Genomic DNA, 16,610 nt, shown 5'->3' with positions numbered 1-16,610 from the left:
AATAGGGGGTAGCCCCCAACCATCTTACGCAAAAACGTGGCTAAGATGGGTCCGATAAGCGGCGATATCGCGTGGCACGTCCGGCGCTTTAATCACGTCGTTGCAGATAAAGGTCGGCAGCGCTTCCAGTCCCAGGAACTGGTTGGCTTTATGGAAGTGCAGATAGAGACCGTCGACGCCGACGCCTTCAAAGAACTGCTCCGGATCGGTAAAGGCCTGCAGCGGCGCATTCCAGGTCAGTGACAGCATATATTTTTTACCCTGCAGCAGGCCGCCGGAACCGTACTTCTTCGCTGCATCAGAACGGGTGCGGCCATCGCTGGCGTAGAGCGAGCCGTGACCTTCGGTAAAGACTTCATCGATGTAACGCTTCACGGTCCAGGGTTCGCCCATCCACCAGCCTGGCATCTGATAAATCACCACATCGCTGTCGACATATTTCTGCACTTCATCCGCAACCACATAGTTGCTGTCAGCCAGGGTCACTGATACCTCATGCCCCATGTCACGCAACTGGCTGGCTGCAACATCGGTCAGAGTGTGGTTCAGTTCGCCTTTAGAGTGGGCAAAGGTTTTGCCGCCATCGATAATTAAAATTTTGCTCATGAATAGATTGCCTCGTTTCCTGAATATGGTGCCCAGCTTACGCGTGCGGCGCCCGCAGAAAAATGGGAGGTTGATCACAAGACTTTTGCTGTGGCAGCAACAATACGCCGGTTTATGGCACCATCGGTGGGCAAACTCATCATGAAAACAATCAAAGAAAAAACGCAAAATGAAAAAAATTGCACTCTCTTTGCTGCTGACCAGCAGTGCTGTCCAGGCACAATCGCATCTCGACACCATTCTCAGTTCTAAAACGCTTAAGGTCTGCACCACCGGCGATTACAAGCCCTACAGCTATCTGCGACCCGATGGACAGTATGAAGGGCTGGATATCAGCATGGCGAACGCACTGGCGACTTCGCTCGGCGCGAAAGTGCAGTGGGTGCCGACCACCTGGAAAACCCTGATGCCTGACTTTCTGGCAAAACAGTGTGATATCGCCGTCGGCGGCGTCTCCGTCACGCTGAAACGTCAGCAGACCGCCTGGTTCGCCCGGCCGCTGGATGTGGATGGCAAAATCCCGCTGGTGCGCTGCACGGATAAAGATCGCTTCCAGACCATCGAGCAGCTAAACCGGCCTGACGTGCGGCTGATTGAACCGGCTGGCGGCACCAACGAAGCCTTTGTACACAGCCATCTGCCGAAAGCCTCACTGACGCTGTTCCACGATAACGTCACCATCTTCCAGCAGCTGGTGGATAACAAGGCGGATGTGATGATTACCGATGCCTCTGAAGCGCGTTTTCAGCAGCAGCATTACCCGACGCTCTGTGCGATCAATCCCGACAAACCGCTGCAGTATGGCGAGAAGGCTTACATGATTCCACGTGACGACATCAGCTGGAAACTCTATGTCGATCAGTGGGTGCATCTCAGCACCGCCACCGGCGAATATGGTGACATTGCCCGCCAGTGGATGGGCGCAAAGCCCTGATTCACTTCCGCAGACAGGTCAGGCACTTGCCAGTCTTAATCCGGCATGCCTCCGGCACACAAAATCGCGTGGCGGGAAGCCTCTTGTCCCGCGCTTCCCCTGTGACTAACACCAGGGAATAAGGTACTATCCTCGCCAAACCACCGCCGGGTGTCCCGCCGTTGTGGGCCACGATGTGAGGATGAGAAATTAATGAGTGAACTGACTCAGGATGGTGCAGAGCGTCTTGCCCTGCACACATTCACCGAGAATGCGTACTTAAACTACTCGATGTACGTCATCATGGACCGTGCCCTGCCTTACATTGGCGACGGATTAAAACCGGTTCAGCGACGTATCGTCTATGCCATGTCCGAACTGGGACTGAGCGCCAGCGCAAAATTCAAAAAATCGGCGCGTACCGTGGGTGACGTGCTGGGTAAATACCATCCGCACGGCGACAGCGCCTGCTATGAAGCGATGGTGCTGATGGCGCAGCCGTTCTCCTACCGTTATCCGCTGGTCGACGGTCAGGGCAACTGGGGGGCGCCGGATGATCCCAAGTCGTTCGCGGCAATGCGTTACACCGAATCCCGTCTGTCAAAATATGCGGAGCTGCTGCTGGGTGAGCTGGGTCAGGGAACGGTCGATTATCAGCCGAACTTTGACGGCACGCTGCAGGAGCCGAAGATGCTACCGGCGCGCCTGCCCAATATTCTGCTGAACGGCACCACCGGTATTGCCGTGGGCATGGCGACCGATATTCCGCCACACAACCTGCGTGAAGTAGCTCAGGCCGCCATCGCGCTGATCGATTCGCCGAAAACCACGCTGGAACAGCTGCTGGATATTGTCCAGGGGCCTGATTATCCTACAGAGGCGGAGATCATTACGCCGCGTGACGAAATCCGCAAAATCTATCAGACCGGTCGCGGCTCCATTCGCCAGCGTGCGATATGGAAGAAGGAAGAGGGCGAGGCGGTGATCACCGCGCTGCCACATCAGGTGTCAGGCGCGCGCGTGCTGGAGCAGATTGCGAACCAGATGCGAAATAAAAAGCTACCGATGGTGGAAGATCTGCGTGATGAATCGGATCACGAGAATCCGACCCGCCTGGTGATCGTGCCGCGCTCCAATCGCGTCGATCTCGATCAGGTGATGAACCATCTGTTCGCCACTACCGATCTTGAGAAGAGCTACCGCGTTAACCTCAACATGATCGGGCTGGATAACCGTCCTGCAGTGAAAAACCTGCATGAGATCCTGACCGAATGGCTGGTGTTCCGCCGTGATACGGTCAAACGTCGTCTTAACTACCGACTGGATCGCGTGCTGCGTCGCCTGCATATCCTGGAAGGTTTGCTGGTTGCGTTCCTGAACATCGACGAAGTGATCGAGATCATCCGTACTGAGGATGAGCCGAAGCCAGTCCTGATGTCGCGTTTTGGCATCAGTGAAACTCAGGCCGAATCGATCCTCGAACTGAAGTTGCGCCACCTGGCAAAACTGGAAGAGATGAAGATCCGTGGCGAGCAGGCGGATCTGGAAAAAGAGCGCGATCAGCTGCAGGCTACGCTGGCCTCTGAACGCAAGATGAACACCCTGCTGAAGAAAGAGTTACAGGCTGACAGCGCCAGCTATGGCGACGATCGTCGTTCGCCACTGCATGAGCGTGAAGAAGCCAAAGCCCTGAGCGAAACCGAACTGGTGCCGTCTGAACCGGTCACCATTGTGCTGTCGCAGATGGGCTGGGTGCGCAGCGCCAAAGGCCACGATATCGATCCCGCAGGACTGAGTTACAAAGCGGGCGACAGCTATCTTGCTGCGGCACGCGGCAAGAGCAATCAGCCGGTGGCCTTTATCGACTCTACCGGCCGCAGCTACACGCTCGATCCAACGTCGCTGCCTTCCGCGCGCGGGCAGGGCGAGCCGCTGACCGGCAAACTGACTCCACCGCCGGGCGCAGTAGTTGAACAGGTGCTGATGGAGCCGGATGACCAGCGTCTGCTGATGGCTTCTGATGCGGGCTACGGCTTTATCTGCACCTTCAGTGATCTGGTGTCGCGCAACCGCGCCGGTAAAGCGCTGCTGACGCTGCCGGAAAATGCCCGGGTGATGACACCCATGGCGGTCCACCATGAAGATGACATGCTGCTGGCGATTACGCAGGCGGGACGGATGCTGATGTTCCCGGTCGGCGAGCTGCCGCAGATGTCGAAAGGCAAGGGCAACAAAATCATCTCCATTCCGTCAGCGGAAGCGGCTGCCGGTCAGGACAAACTGGCCTGGCTGATGATCCTGCCGCCGGGCAGCGCTATTACACTGCACGTGGGCAAGCGTAAAATGCTGCTGCGCAGTGAAGAACTACAGAAATTCCGCGCCGATCGCGGACGTCGCGGCACGCTGTTACCGCGCGGCCTGCAAAAAATTGATCGTGTTGAACTGGATGCGCCTGCGCGTCCGGCGAGCCCGGATAGCGAAGCGTAAACTACCCGGCTGATCCTGCGTCAGCCGTGGCTCAATGAGGGAACTATGTTACTGATTCTGCGTGCCATTATCGTCGTCATTTATTCGATCCTAATCTGTATCTTTGGCTGTGTCTGGTGCCTTTTTTCACCACGCGATCCGCGCCACGTCGCGACTTTTGGTCGTCTGTTCGGCAAATTGTCGACGGTTTTTGGCCTTAAAGTAGAGCTGCGCAGACCGGAAGGCGCGGAGAATTATGGTAATGCGATCTACATCGCCAACCACCAGAACAACTATGACATGGTCACTGCGGCCAAAATGGTTCAGCCCTATACGGTAACCGTGGGCAAGAAGAGCCTGCTGTGGGTACCGTTTTTTGGCCTGCTCTACTGGCTGACCGGTAACCTGCTTATTGACCGCGATGACCGTGCTAAAGCGCGCGGCACCATCGGTGAGCTGGTGGATCAGTTCAACAGTAAGCGTATTTCGATCTGGATGTTCCCGGAAGGAACGCGCAGTCGTGGTCGTGGCCTGTTGCCGTTTAAAACCGGTGCTTTCCACGCTGCCGTGGCCGCAGGTGTACCGATCATTCCGATCGTGGTCTCAAACACCCATGGCAAGATCAATCTCAACCGCTGGAACAACGGCCTGGTCATTGTTGAGATGCTGCCACCGGTTGATGTAAAAGCGTTTGAGTCCTCGTCGGTGCGTAAGCTGGCCACTCACTGTCGCGAACAGATGGCGGCAAAGCTGGAAGAGCTGAACGCCGAAGTCGCAGAACGCGAAAAAAACGGAAAAATCTGACCGGCGAACCATTCGCCGCACTATCCTGCATGGATGCCGCACGGCGGGCCTTTTCCGGCTCGTCGTGAACGCAGCACAGCAAAATCAGAGCAATAAAAACAGGGTCGGCGCTTAGCGCCACGCGTAAAGGGTCAGAAGTTTTATGTCTTTAAGCAGACGTCAGTTCATCCAGCTTTCTGCCGGAGCGGCGCTTAGCGCCAGTGTATTACCTCATGCGGCGCACGCCGCTTCTTCAGCTAATGGCGATACGCCACTTCCGATTCCGCCGTTGCTGGAATCCCGTCGCGGCCAGCCGCTGTTTCTGACGATGCAGCGCAGCCACTGGTCTTTTAATGGCGACAATAACAAAGTGCCGGTGTGGGGCATCAATGGCCTCTATCTTGGTCCCACCGTTCGGGTATACAGCGGCGACGACGTTAAGCTGATCTACAGCAATCGTCTGAACGAGCCGGTCTCAATGACCATCAGCGGCCTGCAGTTACCGGGCGCACTGATGGGTGGCGCGCCGCGTATGATGTCGGCCGGTGTCGACTGGTCGCCGGTGCTGCCGATTCGTCAGGCGGCTGCAACCTGCTGGTATCACGCCAACACCCCAAACCGCATGGCTCCGCACATCTACAACGGTCTCGCGGGCATGTGGCTGGTGGAAGATGATATTGGCCGGCAACTGCCGTTGCCGAAGCATTACGGCGTCGATGACTTCCCGATTATCATTCAGGACAAGCGGCTCGATAACTTTGCCACGCCGGTCTATGACCCGCCGCAGGATGGCGGCTTCCTGGGCGATACGCTGCTGGTGAATGGCGTGCGCAATCCGTTTGTGGAAGTGTCACGCGGCTGGGTACGTCTGCGTCTGCTTAACGCCTCGAATGCACGCCGCTATGAGATGGTGCTCAGCGACAACCGTCCGTTTATGGTCATTGCCAGCGATCAGGGCTATCTGCCTGCGCCGGTCGCGGTACAACGTCTGTCACTGGCACCAGGCGAACGTCGTGAAGTGCTGGTGGACATGTCACAGGGCGATGAAGTGTCGATTACTGCGGGTACGGCGGCGGGCATTATGGACCGGCTGCGCGGTTTCTTTGAGCCATCTTCTATTCTGACCTCGACGCTGATCCTGACGCTGCGACCTACAGGCTTACTGCCGCTGGTGACGGATAATCTGCCGATGCGTCTGCTGGCCGATCAGATTCTGGATGGTGTCGCGGTTCGCACCCGCGAGTTCCGCATCGGTGACAGCATGCCGGGCATTAACGGCGCGATCTGGGATATGAACCGCATTGATACCACTACGCAGCAGGGCACCTTTGAGCGCTGGATTTTGCATGCTGATCGGCCACAGTCGCTACATATTCAGGGCGTGATGTTCCTGATTAAAAGTGTAAATGGTGCTCAGCCGATGGGCGAAGATCGTGGCTGGAAAGATACGGTGTGGGTCGATGGTAGCGTGGAACTGATGGTTACCTTCCCGCAGAGTTCGTCCGAGCACTTCCCGTTCGTCTATTACAGTCAGACGCTGGAACTGGCCGATCGCGGAACGGCGGGTCAGCTGGTGGTTCAGCCCACGGCATAACAGCACGGCCAGGCGGAAAGATCCCGACTGACCGCGTGACTCTCTCAGCCCGGCAGTCGCAGGGCTGAGTGTTTCTAGTTAAAGGTTTCCGGGTCTGGTCCCAGACGGTTGCCGCTGTCCAGTTTCGCAATATCACTTACTTCATGCTTATCCAGACGGAAGTCGAACACTTTAAAGTTCTCTTCGATGCGCGCTGGCGTCACCGACTTCGGAATCACCACCAGGCCGCTATCCAGATGCCAGCGGATCACGATCTGCGCCGGTGTCTTGCCATACTTCTTCGCCAGCGACTTAATGATCTCCTGATCGAAGACCCCTTTGCCGCCCTGTGCCAGTGGACTCCAGGATTCGGTCTGGATCTGATGCAGTGCGTTCCACGCATGCAGCGTGCGTTGCTGTAGCATCGGGTGCAGCTCAATCTGGTTTATGACTGGCGTCACACCGGTTTCATCCAGCAGGCGCTTCAGGTGCGCTTCATGGAAGTTACAGACACCGATGCTTTTGGTCAGACCCTGCTGCTGCAGTTCGATCATCTTCTTCCAGGCATCAACATAATTGTCTTTCTCCGGACACGGCCAGTGCATCAGATAGAGATCAACCTGCTCCAGCTTCAGTTTCTCCAGGCTGGTTTCCATCGCCTGCTGAACGTTCTGCTGATCGTCGTTCCACAGTTTGGTGGTCACGAAAATCTCTTCACGCGGCACGTCGGTTTCCTGCAGTGCCTGACCAATCGCCTCTTCGTTCTTATAGGCTGCGGCGGTATCGATTGAGCGATAGCCGACCTCAAGCGCTTTCAGCACCGCATGACGCGCATCTTCAATGCTGGCCTGCCACACACCGAGTCCGAGTTGCGGCATCATATTGCCATCGCGCAGTTTGATAATGGGTTGGTCTGCCATAGTTGCTCCTTTCCGTTGCGGTTAATCCGTGAGATTTCACTCTGCTTAAGTCTAGTCAACAATTTTCAACCTGCTCAGCTATAGCGAATCATGACCGAAATTGTGCCGACTCATATTTATTCTGGTTTTCTGCAGGCGTGAACTAAACCGGCTTGCTTATAGGGTATAGTCCAGTTTTGCCAGGGGCTCATAGCATTTATATCTGAAGCGGGAAATTCTGCTTGCGAGCGGCAACACGGGCATAGTCGTAGTGCCATAACAATAAAGCTGTATCGTTAGCTTCGCGAGGGTGATAGCACAGTAATATCAGGCGACACAGAATCCCGAAGGAGACAAACTGTCTCTATTACGGCATATCAAAATAAGAAGACAGGTTAATAATAGTGAGCATTTCCGGCCAGATCAGAAAATATCCAACGCGTTTTTCTTAAAGTGATTCCTCTCCCGTGGCATGATTACGCTTTGCTGAAACTCATTAGTTAAACAGGGAGAGTAAAAGATGAGTAAACGAAGTGATATCATTGACGGAACTGCTGCTGCCAGGGTTCCCTATGGACTGGTTTATACGGAAGTACTGGGCTGGATTGATCTGGGACGTGCTCAGGGTAGTGATATAAGAACGCTGTTGAGAAGTATTGATTCCGGAGAGGCTTCAGGCAAGAAATACTACGATGTTACCTATTCGCAGTCTATGATTGATCCGACCAGAACCATGAAAATGGGTAAATTTCTTACCTGGCGTATCAAACACGGTCGTTCCCATTTTGAATGCAAAAGCATTGCGCTGGCAATGATGATGTCTCTGGCCCGGAAGTTTGAAGGATTGCAGGCATCATTTCCCATCACTAGCGTTACAGACAGTGGTTTCAGTGGAGAAGATCTGGTGTCAGATTTGCTGGGTTTTTACCGTGTTGTCACTCTGTATGATCTTTTTGAGCTGCTGCGTCCCGTCAGCAAAGCGGAGGCGCTGAAAAGATGGGATTATTACGGAAAGATCGGTTCCTGGAAGAACGATTCTTTTTTGCCACTTTTATTCCCCGACCCTGAAAGATTCCCCATTGCGAGACCCCGAAAAGGTGTTGTGCCGAATTTTATGATGACAGTCAAACCCTGGAGTGACTTCCATTCGGGGATAGTTGGTATCGCCAGCGCTGATGGTTCCTATATAGATAAGGCAACCGGTGGAGTATTACCGTATGCGTAAGTCATACAAAATGGTATCAATGATTATTATTGTTATTATGTCAGTGCTGGTCTGGATATGGCCTTATATAAAAATGGAATTCGCTGGGAGCGCAAATTATACCGAGCAGGATGTGCTCGAATATGAATTTTATACTCCAGAGATCCTGAAGAAAATGCCCCGAATTTCTCCACGATATAATTTTGAGTTTGCGAATATTACAGGGCCAGCTTCACATGTTTATGCAATAAAATATTATAATACTGATGATTCAGGAGGGATTGACGCCTATTTGATTTCTCTGGGGTATAAAAAGCAGAAGGATTGCCATATTGAAGCTGTATGTTGGATTGGTACTGAACCTCAGCAAATTGTGACTGTAAGCACCTTAGAAAACCCTAAAGTATTGTTAGTTTCAATTATCTACAACTTCTGATTGAAGCGGCTTACGTACAGGCGCATCGGGCTGAATGATAAAAACGATTTGGAACATTTTAGTGACGTAAAGGGGTGCCTGATTCTCCAATCCACTGGCGATTCGGGCATTCACACGGCACACTGGCTTTTTGCCAGGAAAAGGAGTCGTTATGGCGCACGATGCACTGTGTCACCGGCTGGCACAGCAGGTAGTCACGTTAATGACCCACGGTCACGACCGTCTCTGTCCGGTCGAAAATGTGTCGCTGATTTATGCGAATCAATATCGTCCCCGCACGCCGATGATGTATCAGCCCGGCATTGTGATCCTGTTTCAGGGCAGCAAAACCGGCTATCTCGGCAGCACCGTGTTTCAGTATGATGCCAGCAAGTATCTGATGCTCACCGTGCCGCTGCCGGTGGAGTGCGAAACCTGGGCCTCGCCGGAGATACCGATTGCCGGGCTGTGCCTCAACGTCGATACCGCCAGCCTGCAGGATCTATTAATTGAAATCGGCGATGACGATCAGTTTCAGCCGCAGCCGCAGACTTCAGGTATTCACTCGGCGTGGCTGACAGAACCGATGCTGTGTGCCGCTGAGCGGCTGCTGGATGTGATGACTCAGCCGCGCGATGCGCGGGTACTGGGGCCGCATATCGTGCGGGAGATTATCTACTATGTGCTGACCGGCCCGATTGGTGGCGCGCTGCTCTCACTGGTGAGCCGACAGACACAGTTCAGCCTGATCGCACGCGCCCTGCGACGGATTGAAAATCACTATGCGGAAAACCTCAGCGTCGATGCGCTGGCGGCGGAAGTGAACATGAGCGTTTCAGCCTTTCACCATAACTTCAAAGCAGTGACGCAGACCTCGCCATTGCAGTATCTCAAGCGCTATCGCCTGCATCAGGCGCGATTGCTGATGCTGCACGATGGACTGAAAGCGAGTGCGGCGGCGGTGCGAGTCGGCTATGAAAGCCCCTCCCAGTTTTCGCGGGAATTTAAACGCTATTTTGGCGTGACACCGGGGGAAGAGGTCAATCGTGTCAGGCAGACGGTTGCGGATCCATCTTCATAGGTAGCGGATCCGTCCGCCATGATGGCGGCGGATCCGAACGCTACGGGCATGTCAGGCGCGTTTCTGGCGACGCTGTTTCCAGATCACCAGGATGCTGCCGAACAGGCCCAGCACCAGCAACACCATCGGCAATATCATCAGAATCGCCATCACCTGATCTTCATGACGCTTGATGAACGGCACCTGGCTGATGCCATAGCCAAACGTCACTACAATGCCGACCCATAGCACGCCGCTGAGCCAGTTGAACAGCTGGAAGCGACCATTCTGTAAACCCGCAATGCCTGCCATAGTCGGCAGGATGGTGCGGATAAAGGCGAGGAAACGGCCGACCAGCAGCGCCATCAGACCGTGACGGTTAAACATATTCCAGGCGCGCTGATGATATTGCGCGGGCAGATGCATCAGCCAGCTCTTCACCAGTCGGGTATTGCCCAGCCAGCGACCCTGCAGATAGCTCAGCCAGCAGCCGAGACTGGCGGCCGTCGTCAGGATCACCATCGTCGGCACAAAATCCATCACCCCTTTAGCCACCATCGCGCCTGCCAGCAGCAGCAGGCTGTCACCCGGCAGGAAAGAGGCGGGTAACAGGCCATTTTCCAGAAACAGCGTCAGGAACATCACGCCGTACACCACCCACACCACATCCGGATTTGCCAGCGCGGCAAAATCCTGATGCCAGAGCGCCTGGACAATCTCGTGTAAAACACCCATTAGCGATTCCATCACGTCACAAGGAACAATCCGTCTGCGTTCAGACAGCGCAGTGAACTCACTGACAGCCTGAACGATGCGGGATAAATTTTAACAATAAATGAGCCGGTGCCCGGCAAACTCTGCGGGCCGCTGCTGCCCGGTTTATCTTCTGTTTACTTTCTGTTGAGCTGAATCAGCGCGTCAGCCGCGCAAAACCGGCCTCCAGGTCAGCCAGCAGGTCATCAACATGCTCCAGGCCAATATGCAGTCGCACCAGCGTGCCGGTGAAATCCACGCCGCCTGCCGGACGAATCTCTGCCAGCTCTTCGGGCTGATTCGCCAGGATCAGGGATTCATAGCCGCCCCAGGAGTAAGCCATACTGAAATGATGGAAGTGATCGAGATATTCCGCCAGCTGAGGCGCGTCTACTTTTTCCTGCAGGATAAAGGAGAACAGGCCGCTGCTGCCGTTAAAATCGCGCTGCCAGAATTCATGACCTTTGCTTTGCGCCAGCGCCGGGTGATTCACCCGCGCCACTTCGGGACGCGCCGCCAGCCACTCAGCCACCTGAATCGCGCTCTCTTCATGCTGACGGAGACGGGTGCCCAGCGTACGCAGACCCCGGCTCGCCATATAGGCGCTATCGGCATCAACCATCTGGCCCATCAGATAGGAGTTCTCGCGCAGCTGATCGATGCAGCGAGCATTGGCGACTGCGGTGCCAATCATCGCATCGCTGTGACCAATCAGATATTTGGTGCCGGCCTGAATCGATATATCGATACCGTGCGCCAGCGCGTTAAACAGAATACCGGCCGCCCAGGTGTTATCGATCATGATGATCGCTTCAGGCGCTTTGGCGCGAACCGCCGCCACAATCGCCGGAATATCCTGAACTTCCATGGTGATCGAGGCGGGTGATTCGAGGAAGACAACTCGGGTATTGGGCTGTACGAGTTCACTGATTTCACTGCCGATGCAGTGATCGAACCAGCCCGTTGTCACCTGCAGCTTCGCCAGGATTTTCGTGCAGAAGTCCTGCGTCGGTTCATAGACCGCGCCGCTCATCAGTACGTGATCGCCCGCTTCGACAAACGCCAGAATCGCGTTCGCCACGGCAGCTGCGCCGCAGGGGTAGAGCACGCAGCCTGCGCCGCCTTCCAGCTCGGTCATCGCATCCTGCAACGCGAAGTGTGTCAGGGTGCCACGACGGCCATAAAAGAGCTCGCCTTTTGCCCGTCCGGCGGTGGCGCGTTTTTTCTCCGCGACCGTATCAAAAACCAGCGAGGAGGCCCGTTGAATCACGCTGTTCACAGAGCCCTGGGTATAACGCTTGCTGCGTCCTGCACTGACGAGCGTGGTATCAATTTTTCTGGTGGTCATGAGTCGCCTTTACCGCTTCAGACTAAGCTCTCACGTTACCACGAAACAGCCAGCAGGGTTGAGACTCAATGGTGATTATCAGAGTGCGTCGCAGGAAAAAAACCGGCCCGCAAGCGGGCCGGTTTTCATTGCCTTACATCACGCCCATCAGGCGCGGCAACCAGAGCGAAATGGCGGGAATATAGGTAATCAGCATCAGGACTATGAACAGCATTCCGTAGAACGGCAGCATCGCCCCGACGACCTGCTCAATTTTCTGCTTACTCACCGCGCTGGCCACAAACAGCACGGTGCCGACCGGCGGCGTAATCAGCCCGATACCCAGGTTAGTCAGCATGATCATGCCGAAGTGAACCGGATCGACGCCCAGCGCGGTCGCCACCGGTAGTAGCACCGGCGTCAGGATCAGAATCAGCGGCGCCATATCCATCAGCGTGCCCACCACCAACAGCAGGATGTTGATGCACATCAGAATCACATACTTGTTATCGGAGAGGCTGGTGAAGGCCTCGGTAATAATGGTGGGCAATTGCATAAAGGTCATCACCGCGCCGAACCCGGCCGCGAACGCAATCAGCACCATCACGATGGTGACGGTTTTAATGGTGCGAAACAGCAGGATATGCAGCTGATTCCATTTAAAGTCGCGATAGATAAACATGGTGACAAAAAAGGCCCAGATACAGGCGATCGCCGCAGACTCTGAGGCGGTGAAAATACCGGATAGGATCCCACCCATGATGATTACCACGGTGAACAGGCCCCAGAACGCATCGAAGAAAATCTTCAGCGCCTGACGAAACGGAATACGCTCGCCCTTAGGGTAGCCACGCTTATGGGCAAAGCCGAGGCACATGATCATCAGGCAACCACCCAGCATCAGTCCGGGCAAAATACCGGCCACAAACAGCGAAGAGATGGTTACCATGCCGCCGGTGGCCAGTGAATAGATCACCGAGTTGTGGCTGGGGGGCGTGAGCACCGCCTGCACTGAGCCGCTGGCCGTCACCGCAGCGGCAAAATCGCGCGGATAGCCTTTCTCTTCCATCTGCGGGATCATCACCGAACCAATTGAGGCGGTATCCGCCACTGACGACCCGGAAATGGCGCCAAAGAAGGTCGAGGCCACGATGTTAACCAGTGAAAGGCCGCCGCGAATAAAGCCGACAAAGATATAGGCGAAGTTGACCAGCCGCCGGGCAATGCCACCCTCCGCCATGATCGCACCCGCGAGGATAAAGAACGGGATGGTCAGCAGCGAAAATTTGTTAATCCCATTGGTAATCTGGATCACCACCGCTTCCAGCGGCAGATCGATCCACCAGGCACCGATAAAGGCGCTCAGGCCGACCGCAAAGGCGACCGGAAAACCCACTAACAGCAACACCAGCAAACTGCCTATCAAGATTAATGCATCCATCTTCTGCTCCGGATTAGTGGGTGCCGCCCAGCGTAACAATGGGTCGCTGACTTTGATCGCCGGTCAGCAATCGCTCAACAACAAACAGCAGGGTGAATATCGCGCCAATCGGGATCGGCAGATACATCTCGCCGTAGGTCACCGCTGGAAGTGAGGCGAGCGTCTGCACCCACATCGCTTCGCACAGGCTGTAGCTGGCCTGAAAGATCACCAGACAGGTGATGATCATCAACAGATCGCAGACCCGCAGTAGCACGCGCTGAGGAACCTGTGGCAGGCGGTCAGTCATCATCGAGACACAGATATGAGTCCCGGCGCGCAGGCCGACTGGTGCGCCGATAAAGGTAAAAATGATCATACAGATAATGGCAACCGGTTCCGGCCAGGAGAGTGCGCCATTCATCACGTAGCGGGCGAAAATCCCAATCGGGATCACCGTCACCATGATCAACAGCGCAACGGCGGCCACCAGCATGCAGAGCAGATAAAGCCCATCCATCAGACGCGTATAAGCAGACATAATTGATCCCTGATTAAGCACGCCACACGGCAGTGTGGCGTCTGGATTATTTCACCTCAGCGATCCGGGTCATCAGATCCTGATATTTACCGCCAAACTGATCGCGCACTGGCTGGGTCGCTTTAACGAAGTAGTCGCGGTTTGTCTGCTGGAAGGTCACGCCGCCCGCCTTCATTTTGGCGATCGACTGTTCGGTGTAGGTCGCCCAGAGCTGGCGCTCCTCATCCTGTGCCTCTTTGCCGAGCTTTTTCAGCAGTGCCTGATCCTCGGGTTTCAGGCGATCCCATGCGCGCTTTGAAAACAGGATCATCTCTGGCTGGATAAAGTGGCCGCTGAGGGTGTAATACTTCGCGACCGGCATGTAGTTATGGGCAACAAAGGTGGGTGGGTTATTCTCGGTGCCATCGACCACGCCGGTCTGCATCGCACTGAATACTTCACTGACGCCCATCGCCACCGGATTCGCGCCCATCGCTTTCAGCGTCGCCAGTGAGATGGCGCTGTTCTGCACCCGGATCTTCATGCCTTTGAGATCTTCCGGTTTTACCAGTGGCTTCTTGGTAATCATGTTGCGCTCACCGGCATCGGTCCAGCCCAGGAACACCATGCGGGCATTGGGATCTTTGTCGAACTTGTCGGCAATTTCGCGGCCTATCTCGCCATCCAGCACTTTATGCATGTGGTCAACGTCGCGAAAAATGTAGGGCAGAGTGAGCACGCTGGTTTCCGGGGCAATCGAAGTGACCGGAGCCAGCGAGACGCGGATCATATCAATGGCACCCAGCTGCACCTGTTGCAGCGTCTGATCTTCATCGCCCAGTACGCCACCGGCGTAGAGCTTCATCTCCAGCCGTCCATCGGTGGCCTGTTTCAGTTTGTCGCCCATGTGTTGCAGGGCGACCACGGTGGGATAGCCGGCAGGCTGGACTTCAGCCACTTTAATCACCTGTGCCGTGGCGGTGGCGCTCATCATCATCGCCGCCAGGGCACTGGCCAGGCATGTTTTCGTCATTCTCATTATATTGTCTCCCGCAGAGGTAAAACGGCATGGGATCTGGGCTAACCGCAGAGGGCCGTGTGCAGCCAGCATAGTGAAATCGCGTCTGAGTAAAATGCAGCAATGCTGATTGAATGAATCTCGTCACATTTTGAAACGTTGTTTTAATAAATTTTCATGCAACTTCACATTTCCGAAACATCCCTGCAAATAGTGTTTAAACAAGGTCAATGGGAGGTCAATAACGGCGATTGGGTTTGTAAATACTAATGAGAACTACTATCAATTCGCCGCTATTTTGCTATTATTCGCGCTTGTTTCGCATCCCTGAATCAGAAGTTGGAGAAGCAGCGTGGTAGCCAGTGATTTGATGCAAACGGACCTCTCCGTTTGGGGCATGTATCAACATGCCGATATCGTGGTAAAGGTGGTCATGATTGGCCTGTTGTTGGCCTCAGTGGGGACATGGGCGATCTTCTTCGGTAAATATACCGAACTCAGCGCCGCTAAACGTCGCCTGAAGCGTGAGCAACTGGCACTGGGCGAAGCCCGCAGTCTCAATGACGCCGCCCGCATTGCTCAGTCGTTTACCGGTCACAGCCACAGCATCGTGCTGCTGAACGATGCGCAGAATGAACTTGAACTCTCGGCGGGCGTTGAAGACACCAACGGCATTAAAGATCGCACCAGTTTCCGTCTTGAGCGCCGCGTTGCTGCGTTCAGCCGTCATGCAGGCCGGGGCAATGGCTTCCTGGCAACCATCGGTTCTGTCGCTCCGTTTATCGGCCTGTTTGGCACCGTCTGGGGCATTATGAACAGCTTTATCGGCATCGCGAAAACCCAGACTACCAACCTTGCGGTTGTGGCTCCTGGTATCGCCGAAGCGCTGCTGGCGACGGCGGTAGGCCTGGTGGCTGCAATCCCGGCCGTCGTGATCTACAACGTTTTTGCCCGCATGATCGCTAATTACAAAGCCTCGCTGGGTGATGTCGCCGCTCAGGTGATGCTGTTGCAGAGTCGTGACATCGACCTGGGCACCGTCGCCACTGACGTTCCGCGTCCTGCGACCGCCCAGAAACTGCGCTTAGGGTAAGTTCTTATGGCAATGCGATTAAACGACGATCTGGAAACCGATGGTGAAATGCATGAAATCAACGTGACGCCGTTTATCGACGTCATGCTGGTTCTGTTGATCATTTTTATGGTGGCCGCGCCACTGGCTACGGTCGACGTACGTGTCAATCTGCCCGCCTCAACCAGCGCGCCGCAGCCGCGACCAGAGAAGCCGGTTTACCTGTCAATTAAAGCGGATAAGCAACTTTACGTCGGTAACGATCAGGTGACGCCGGATTCGCTGGTGAACGTGCTGACCAGCCAGACTCAGGGCAATAAAGAGACCACCATTTTCTTCCAGGCGGATAAGTCGGTGGATTATGAAACGCTGATGAACGTGATGGATAAGCTGCGCACGGCGGGCTATCTGAAAATTGGTCTGATGGGCATGGAAACCGTGAAGAAATAGCGGGTTATCCGGCACCGTTAAAAGGCGACTGTTGAGGTCGCCTTTTTTTATGGTGGCACTTCAGCCACATAAAATCAGGTCGATAAGTGGCAAAACCGATCACTTATGCTGCCTTATCTTAATTGTTAATT

At 54.9% G+C, this 16,610-nt stretch carries 16 protein-coding genes; 9 read left to right on the top strand and 7 right to left on the bottom strand.

Annotated elements, in window-relative coordinates; all coding sequences use genetic code 11:
* Positions 1–24: 24 nt before the first annotated feature.
* On the bottom strand, positions 25–606 hold the full coding sequence (locus AC2LB6_RS06680; RefSeq protein ID WP_490092923.1) for an NAD(P)H-dependent oxidoreductase: 582 nt from the start codon (positions 604–606) through the stop codon (positions 25–27).
* A 169-nt stretch (positions 607–775) separates the two neighbouring features.
* On the opposite strand from AC2LB6_RS06680, the gene AC2LB6_RS06675 reads away from it, so the two are divergent.
* The 4 genes from AC2LB6_RS06675 to ftsP all read left to right on the top strand — a co-directional run bounded on the left by AC2LB6_RS06675 (position 776) and on the right by ftsP (position 6,362).
* Entirely contained in the window at positions 776–1,540 is a 765-nt protein-coding gene (locus AC2LB6_RS06675; RefSeq protein ID WP_490092922.1) for a transporter substrate-binding domain-containing protein, read from the top strand.
* Between the two features lie 192 nt (positions 1,541–1,732).
* Complete coding sequence (gene parC / locus AC2LB6_RS06670) at positions 1,733–4,006, top strand: DNA topoisomerase IV subunit A (protein WP_136196742.1); 2,274 nt, start codon at positions 1,733–1,735, stop codon at positions 4,004–4,006.
* Positions 4,007–4,051: 45 nt separating this feature from the next.
* On the top strand, positions 4,052–4,789 hold the full coding sequence (locus AC2LB6_RS06665) for a 1-acylglycerol-3-phosphate O-acyltransferase (protein ID WP_490092921.1): 738 nt from the start codon (positions 4,052–4,054) through the stop codon (positions 4,787–4,789).
* A 142-nt stretch (positions 4,790–4,931) separates the two neighbouring features.
* Positions 4,932–6,362: a cell division protein FtsP gene (gene ftsP / locus AC2LB6_RS06660; RefSeq protein WP_490092920.1), complete on the top strand. Its 1,431-nt coding sequence runs from the start codon at positions 4,932–4,934 to the stop codon at positions 6,360–6,362.
* Positions 6,363–6,436: 74 nt separating this feature from the next.
* Here ftsP and dkgA read toward each other — a convergent pair whose 3' ends face one another.
* Complete coding sequence (dkgA, locus tag AC2LB6_RS06655) at positions 6,437–7,261, bottom strand: 2,5-didehydrogluconate reductase DkgA (protein ID WP_490092919.1); 825 nt, start codon at positions 7,259–7,261, stop codon at positions 6,437–6,439.
* Positions 7,262–7,760: 499 nt separating this feature from the next.
* On the opposite strand from dkgA, the gene AC2LB6_RS06650 reads away from it, so the two are divergent.
* From AC2LB6_RS06650 to AC2LB6_RS06640, 3 genes are all read left to right on the top strand, one after another.
* Complete coding sequence (locus tag AC2LB6_RS06650; protein WP_490092918.1) at positions 7,761–8,465, top strand: hypothetical protein; 705 nt, start codon at positions 7,761–7,763, stop codon at positions 8,463–8,465.
* Entirely contained in the window at positions 8,458–8,880 is a 423-nt protein-coding gene (locus AC2LB6_RS06645) for a hypothetical protein (RefSeq protein ID WP_490092917.1), read from the top strand. The genes AC2LB6_RS06650 and AC2LB6_RS06645 overlap by 8 nt, the downstream gene beginning before the upstream one ends.
* Positions 8,881–9,031: 151 nt before the next feature.
* Positions 9,032–9,940, top strand: coding sequence for an AraC family transcriptional regulator (locus tag AC2LB6_RS06640; protein ID WP_490092916.1), 909 nt, complete (start codon positions 9,032–9,034; stop codon positions 9,938–9,940).
* A gap of 51 nt (positions 9,941–9,991) precedes the next feature.
* Here AC2LB6_RS06640 and AC2LB6_RS06635 read toward each other — a convergent pair whose 3' ends face one another.
* The 5 genes from AC2LB6_RS06635 to AC2LB6_RS06615 all read right to left on the bottom strand — a co-directional run bounded on the left by AC2LB6_RS06635 (position 9,992) and on the right by AC2LB6_RS06615 (position 14,978).
* Positions 9,992–10,654 (bottom strand): DedA family protein, encoded by a 663-nt coding sequence (locus tag AC2LB6_RS06635; RefSeq protein ID WP_090966016.1) that lies wholly within the window; start codon positions 10,652–10,654, stop codon positions 9,992–9,994.
* Positions 10,655–10,829: 175 nt separating this feature from the next.
* Complete coding sequence (metC, locus tag AC2LB6_RS06630) at positions 10,830–12,020, bottom strand: cystathionine beta-lyase (RefSeq protein ID WP_490092915.1); 1,191 nt, start codon at positions 12,018–12,020, stop codon at positions 10,830–10,832.
* A gap of 133 nt (positions 12,021–12,153) precedes the next feature.
* On the bottom strand, positions 12,154–13,440 hold the full coding sequence (locus AC2LB6_RS06625; RefSeq protein WP_490092914.1) for a TRAP transporter large permease: 1,287 nt from the start codon (positions 13,438–13,440) through the stop codon (positions 12,154–12,156).
* A gap of 13 nt (positions 13,441–13,453) precedes the next feature.
* Positions 13,454–13,960, bottom strand: coding sequence for a TRAP transporter small permease (locus AC2LB6_RS06620; protein ID WP_090966010.1), 507 nt, complete (start codon positions 13,958–13,960; stop codon positions 13,454–13,456).
* Positions 13,961–14,006: 46 nt separating this feature from the next.
* Positions 14,007–14,978, bottom strand: a complete 972-nt coding sequence (locus AC2LB6_RS06615) for a TRAP transporter substrate-binding protein (RefSeq protein ID WP_490092913.1) — start codon at positions 14,976–14,978, stop codon at positions 14,007–14,009.
* A 349-nt stretch (positions 14,979–15,327) separates the two neighbouring features.
* Between AC2LB6_RS06615 and exbB the strand changes: the two genes are divergently transcribed.
* A complete protein-coding gene (gene exbB, locus AC2LB6_RS06610) occupies positions 15,328–16,050 on the top strand; it encodes a tol-pal system-associated acyl-CoA thioesterase (RefSeq protein WP_490092912.1) in 723 nt (240 codons plus the stop codon).
* A gap of 6 nt (positions 16,051–16,056) precedes the next feature.
* Positions 16,057–16,479, top strand: a complete 423-nt coding sequence (gene exbD, locus AC2LB6_RS06605; protein ID WP_337011702.1) for a TonB system transport protein ExbD — start codon at positions 16,057–16,059, stop codon at positions 16,477–16,479.
* The last annotated feature ends 131 nt before the right edge of the window (positions 16,480–16,610 follow it).

Source organism: Pantoea sp. RCC30.1 (assembly GCF_058148845.1).
The sequence above is the reverse complement of the archived record's forward strand: the minus strand, read 5'-3'. Positions and strand labels throughout refer to the sequence as shown.

Bases quoted from the DNA above. Each gene is read 5' to 3' on its own strand.
- AC2LB6_RS06680 (WP_490092923.1), bottom strand. From the start codon at position 606: ATGAGCAAAATTTTAATTATCGATGGCGGCAAAACCTTTGCCCACTCT.
- AC2LB6_RS06675 (WP_490092922.1), top strand. From the start codon at position 776: ATGAAAAAAATTGCACTCTCTTTGCTGCTGACCAGCAGTGCTGTCCAG.
- parC (WP_136196742.1), top strand. From the start codon at position 1,733: ATGAGTGAACTGACTCAGGATGGTGCAGAGCGTCTTGCCCTGCACACA.
- AC2LB6_RS06665 (WP_490092921.1), top strand. From the start codon at position 4,052: ATGTTACTGATTCTGCGTGCCATTATCGTCGTCATTTATTCGATCCTA.
- ftsP (WP_490092920.1), top strand. From the start codon at position 4,932: ATGTCTTTAAGCAGACGTCAGTTCATCCAGCTTTCTGCCGGAGCGGCG.
- dkgA (WP_490092919.1), bottom strand. From the start codon at position 7,261: ATGGCAGACCAACCCATTATCAAACTGCGCGATGGCAATATGATGCCG.
- AC2LB6_RS06650 (WP_490092918.1), top strand. From the start codon at position 7,761: ATGAGTAAACGAAGTGATATCATTGACGGAACTGCTGCTGCCAGGGTT.
- AC2LB6_RS06645 (WP_490092917.1), top strand. From the start codon at position 8,458: ATGCGTAAGTCATACAAAATGGTATCAATGATTATTATTGTTATTATG.
- AC2LB6_RS06640 (WP_490092916.1), top strand. From the start codon at position 9,032: ATGGCGCACGATGCACTGTGTCACCGGCTGGCACAGCAGGTAGTCACG.
- AC2LB6_RS06635 (WP_090966016.1), bottom strand. From the start codon at position 10,654: ATGGGTGTTTTACACGAGATTGTCCAGGCGCTCTGGCATCAGGATTTT.
- metC (WP_490092915.1), bottom strand. From the start codon at position 12,020: ATGACCACCAGAAAAATTGATACCACGCTCGTCAGTGCAGGACGCAGC.
- AC2LB6_RS06625 (WP_490092914.1), bottom strand. From the start codon at position 13,440: ATGGATGCATTAATCTTGATAGGCAGTTTGCTGGTGTTGCTGTTAGTG.
- AC2LB6_RS06620 (WP_090966010.1), bottom strand. From the start codon at position 13,960: ATGTCTGCTTATACGCGTCTGATGGATGGGCTTTATCTGCTCTGCATG.
- AC2LB6_RS06615 (WP_490092913.1), bottom strand. From the start codon at position 14,978: ATGAGAATGACGAAAACATGCCTGGCCAGTGCCCTGGCGGCGATGATG.
- exbB (WP_490092912.1), top strand. From the start codon at position 15,328: ATGCAAACGGACCTCTCCGTTTGGGGCATGTATCAACATGCCGATATC.
- exbD (WP_337011702.1), top strand. From the start codon at position 16,057: ATGGCAATGCGATTAAACGACGATCTGGAAACCGATGGTGAAATGCAT.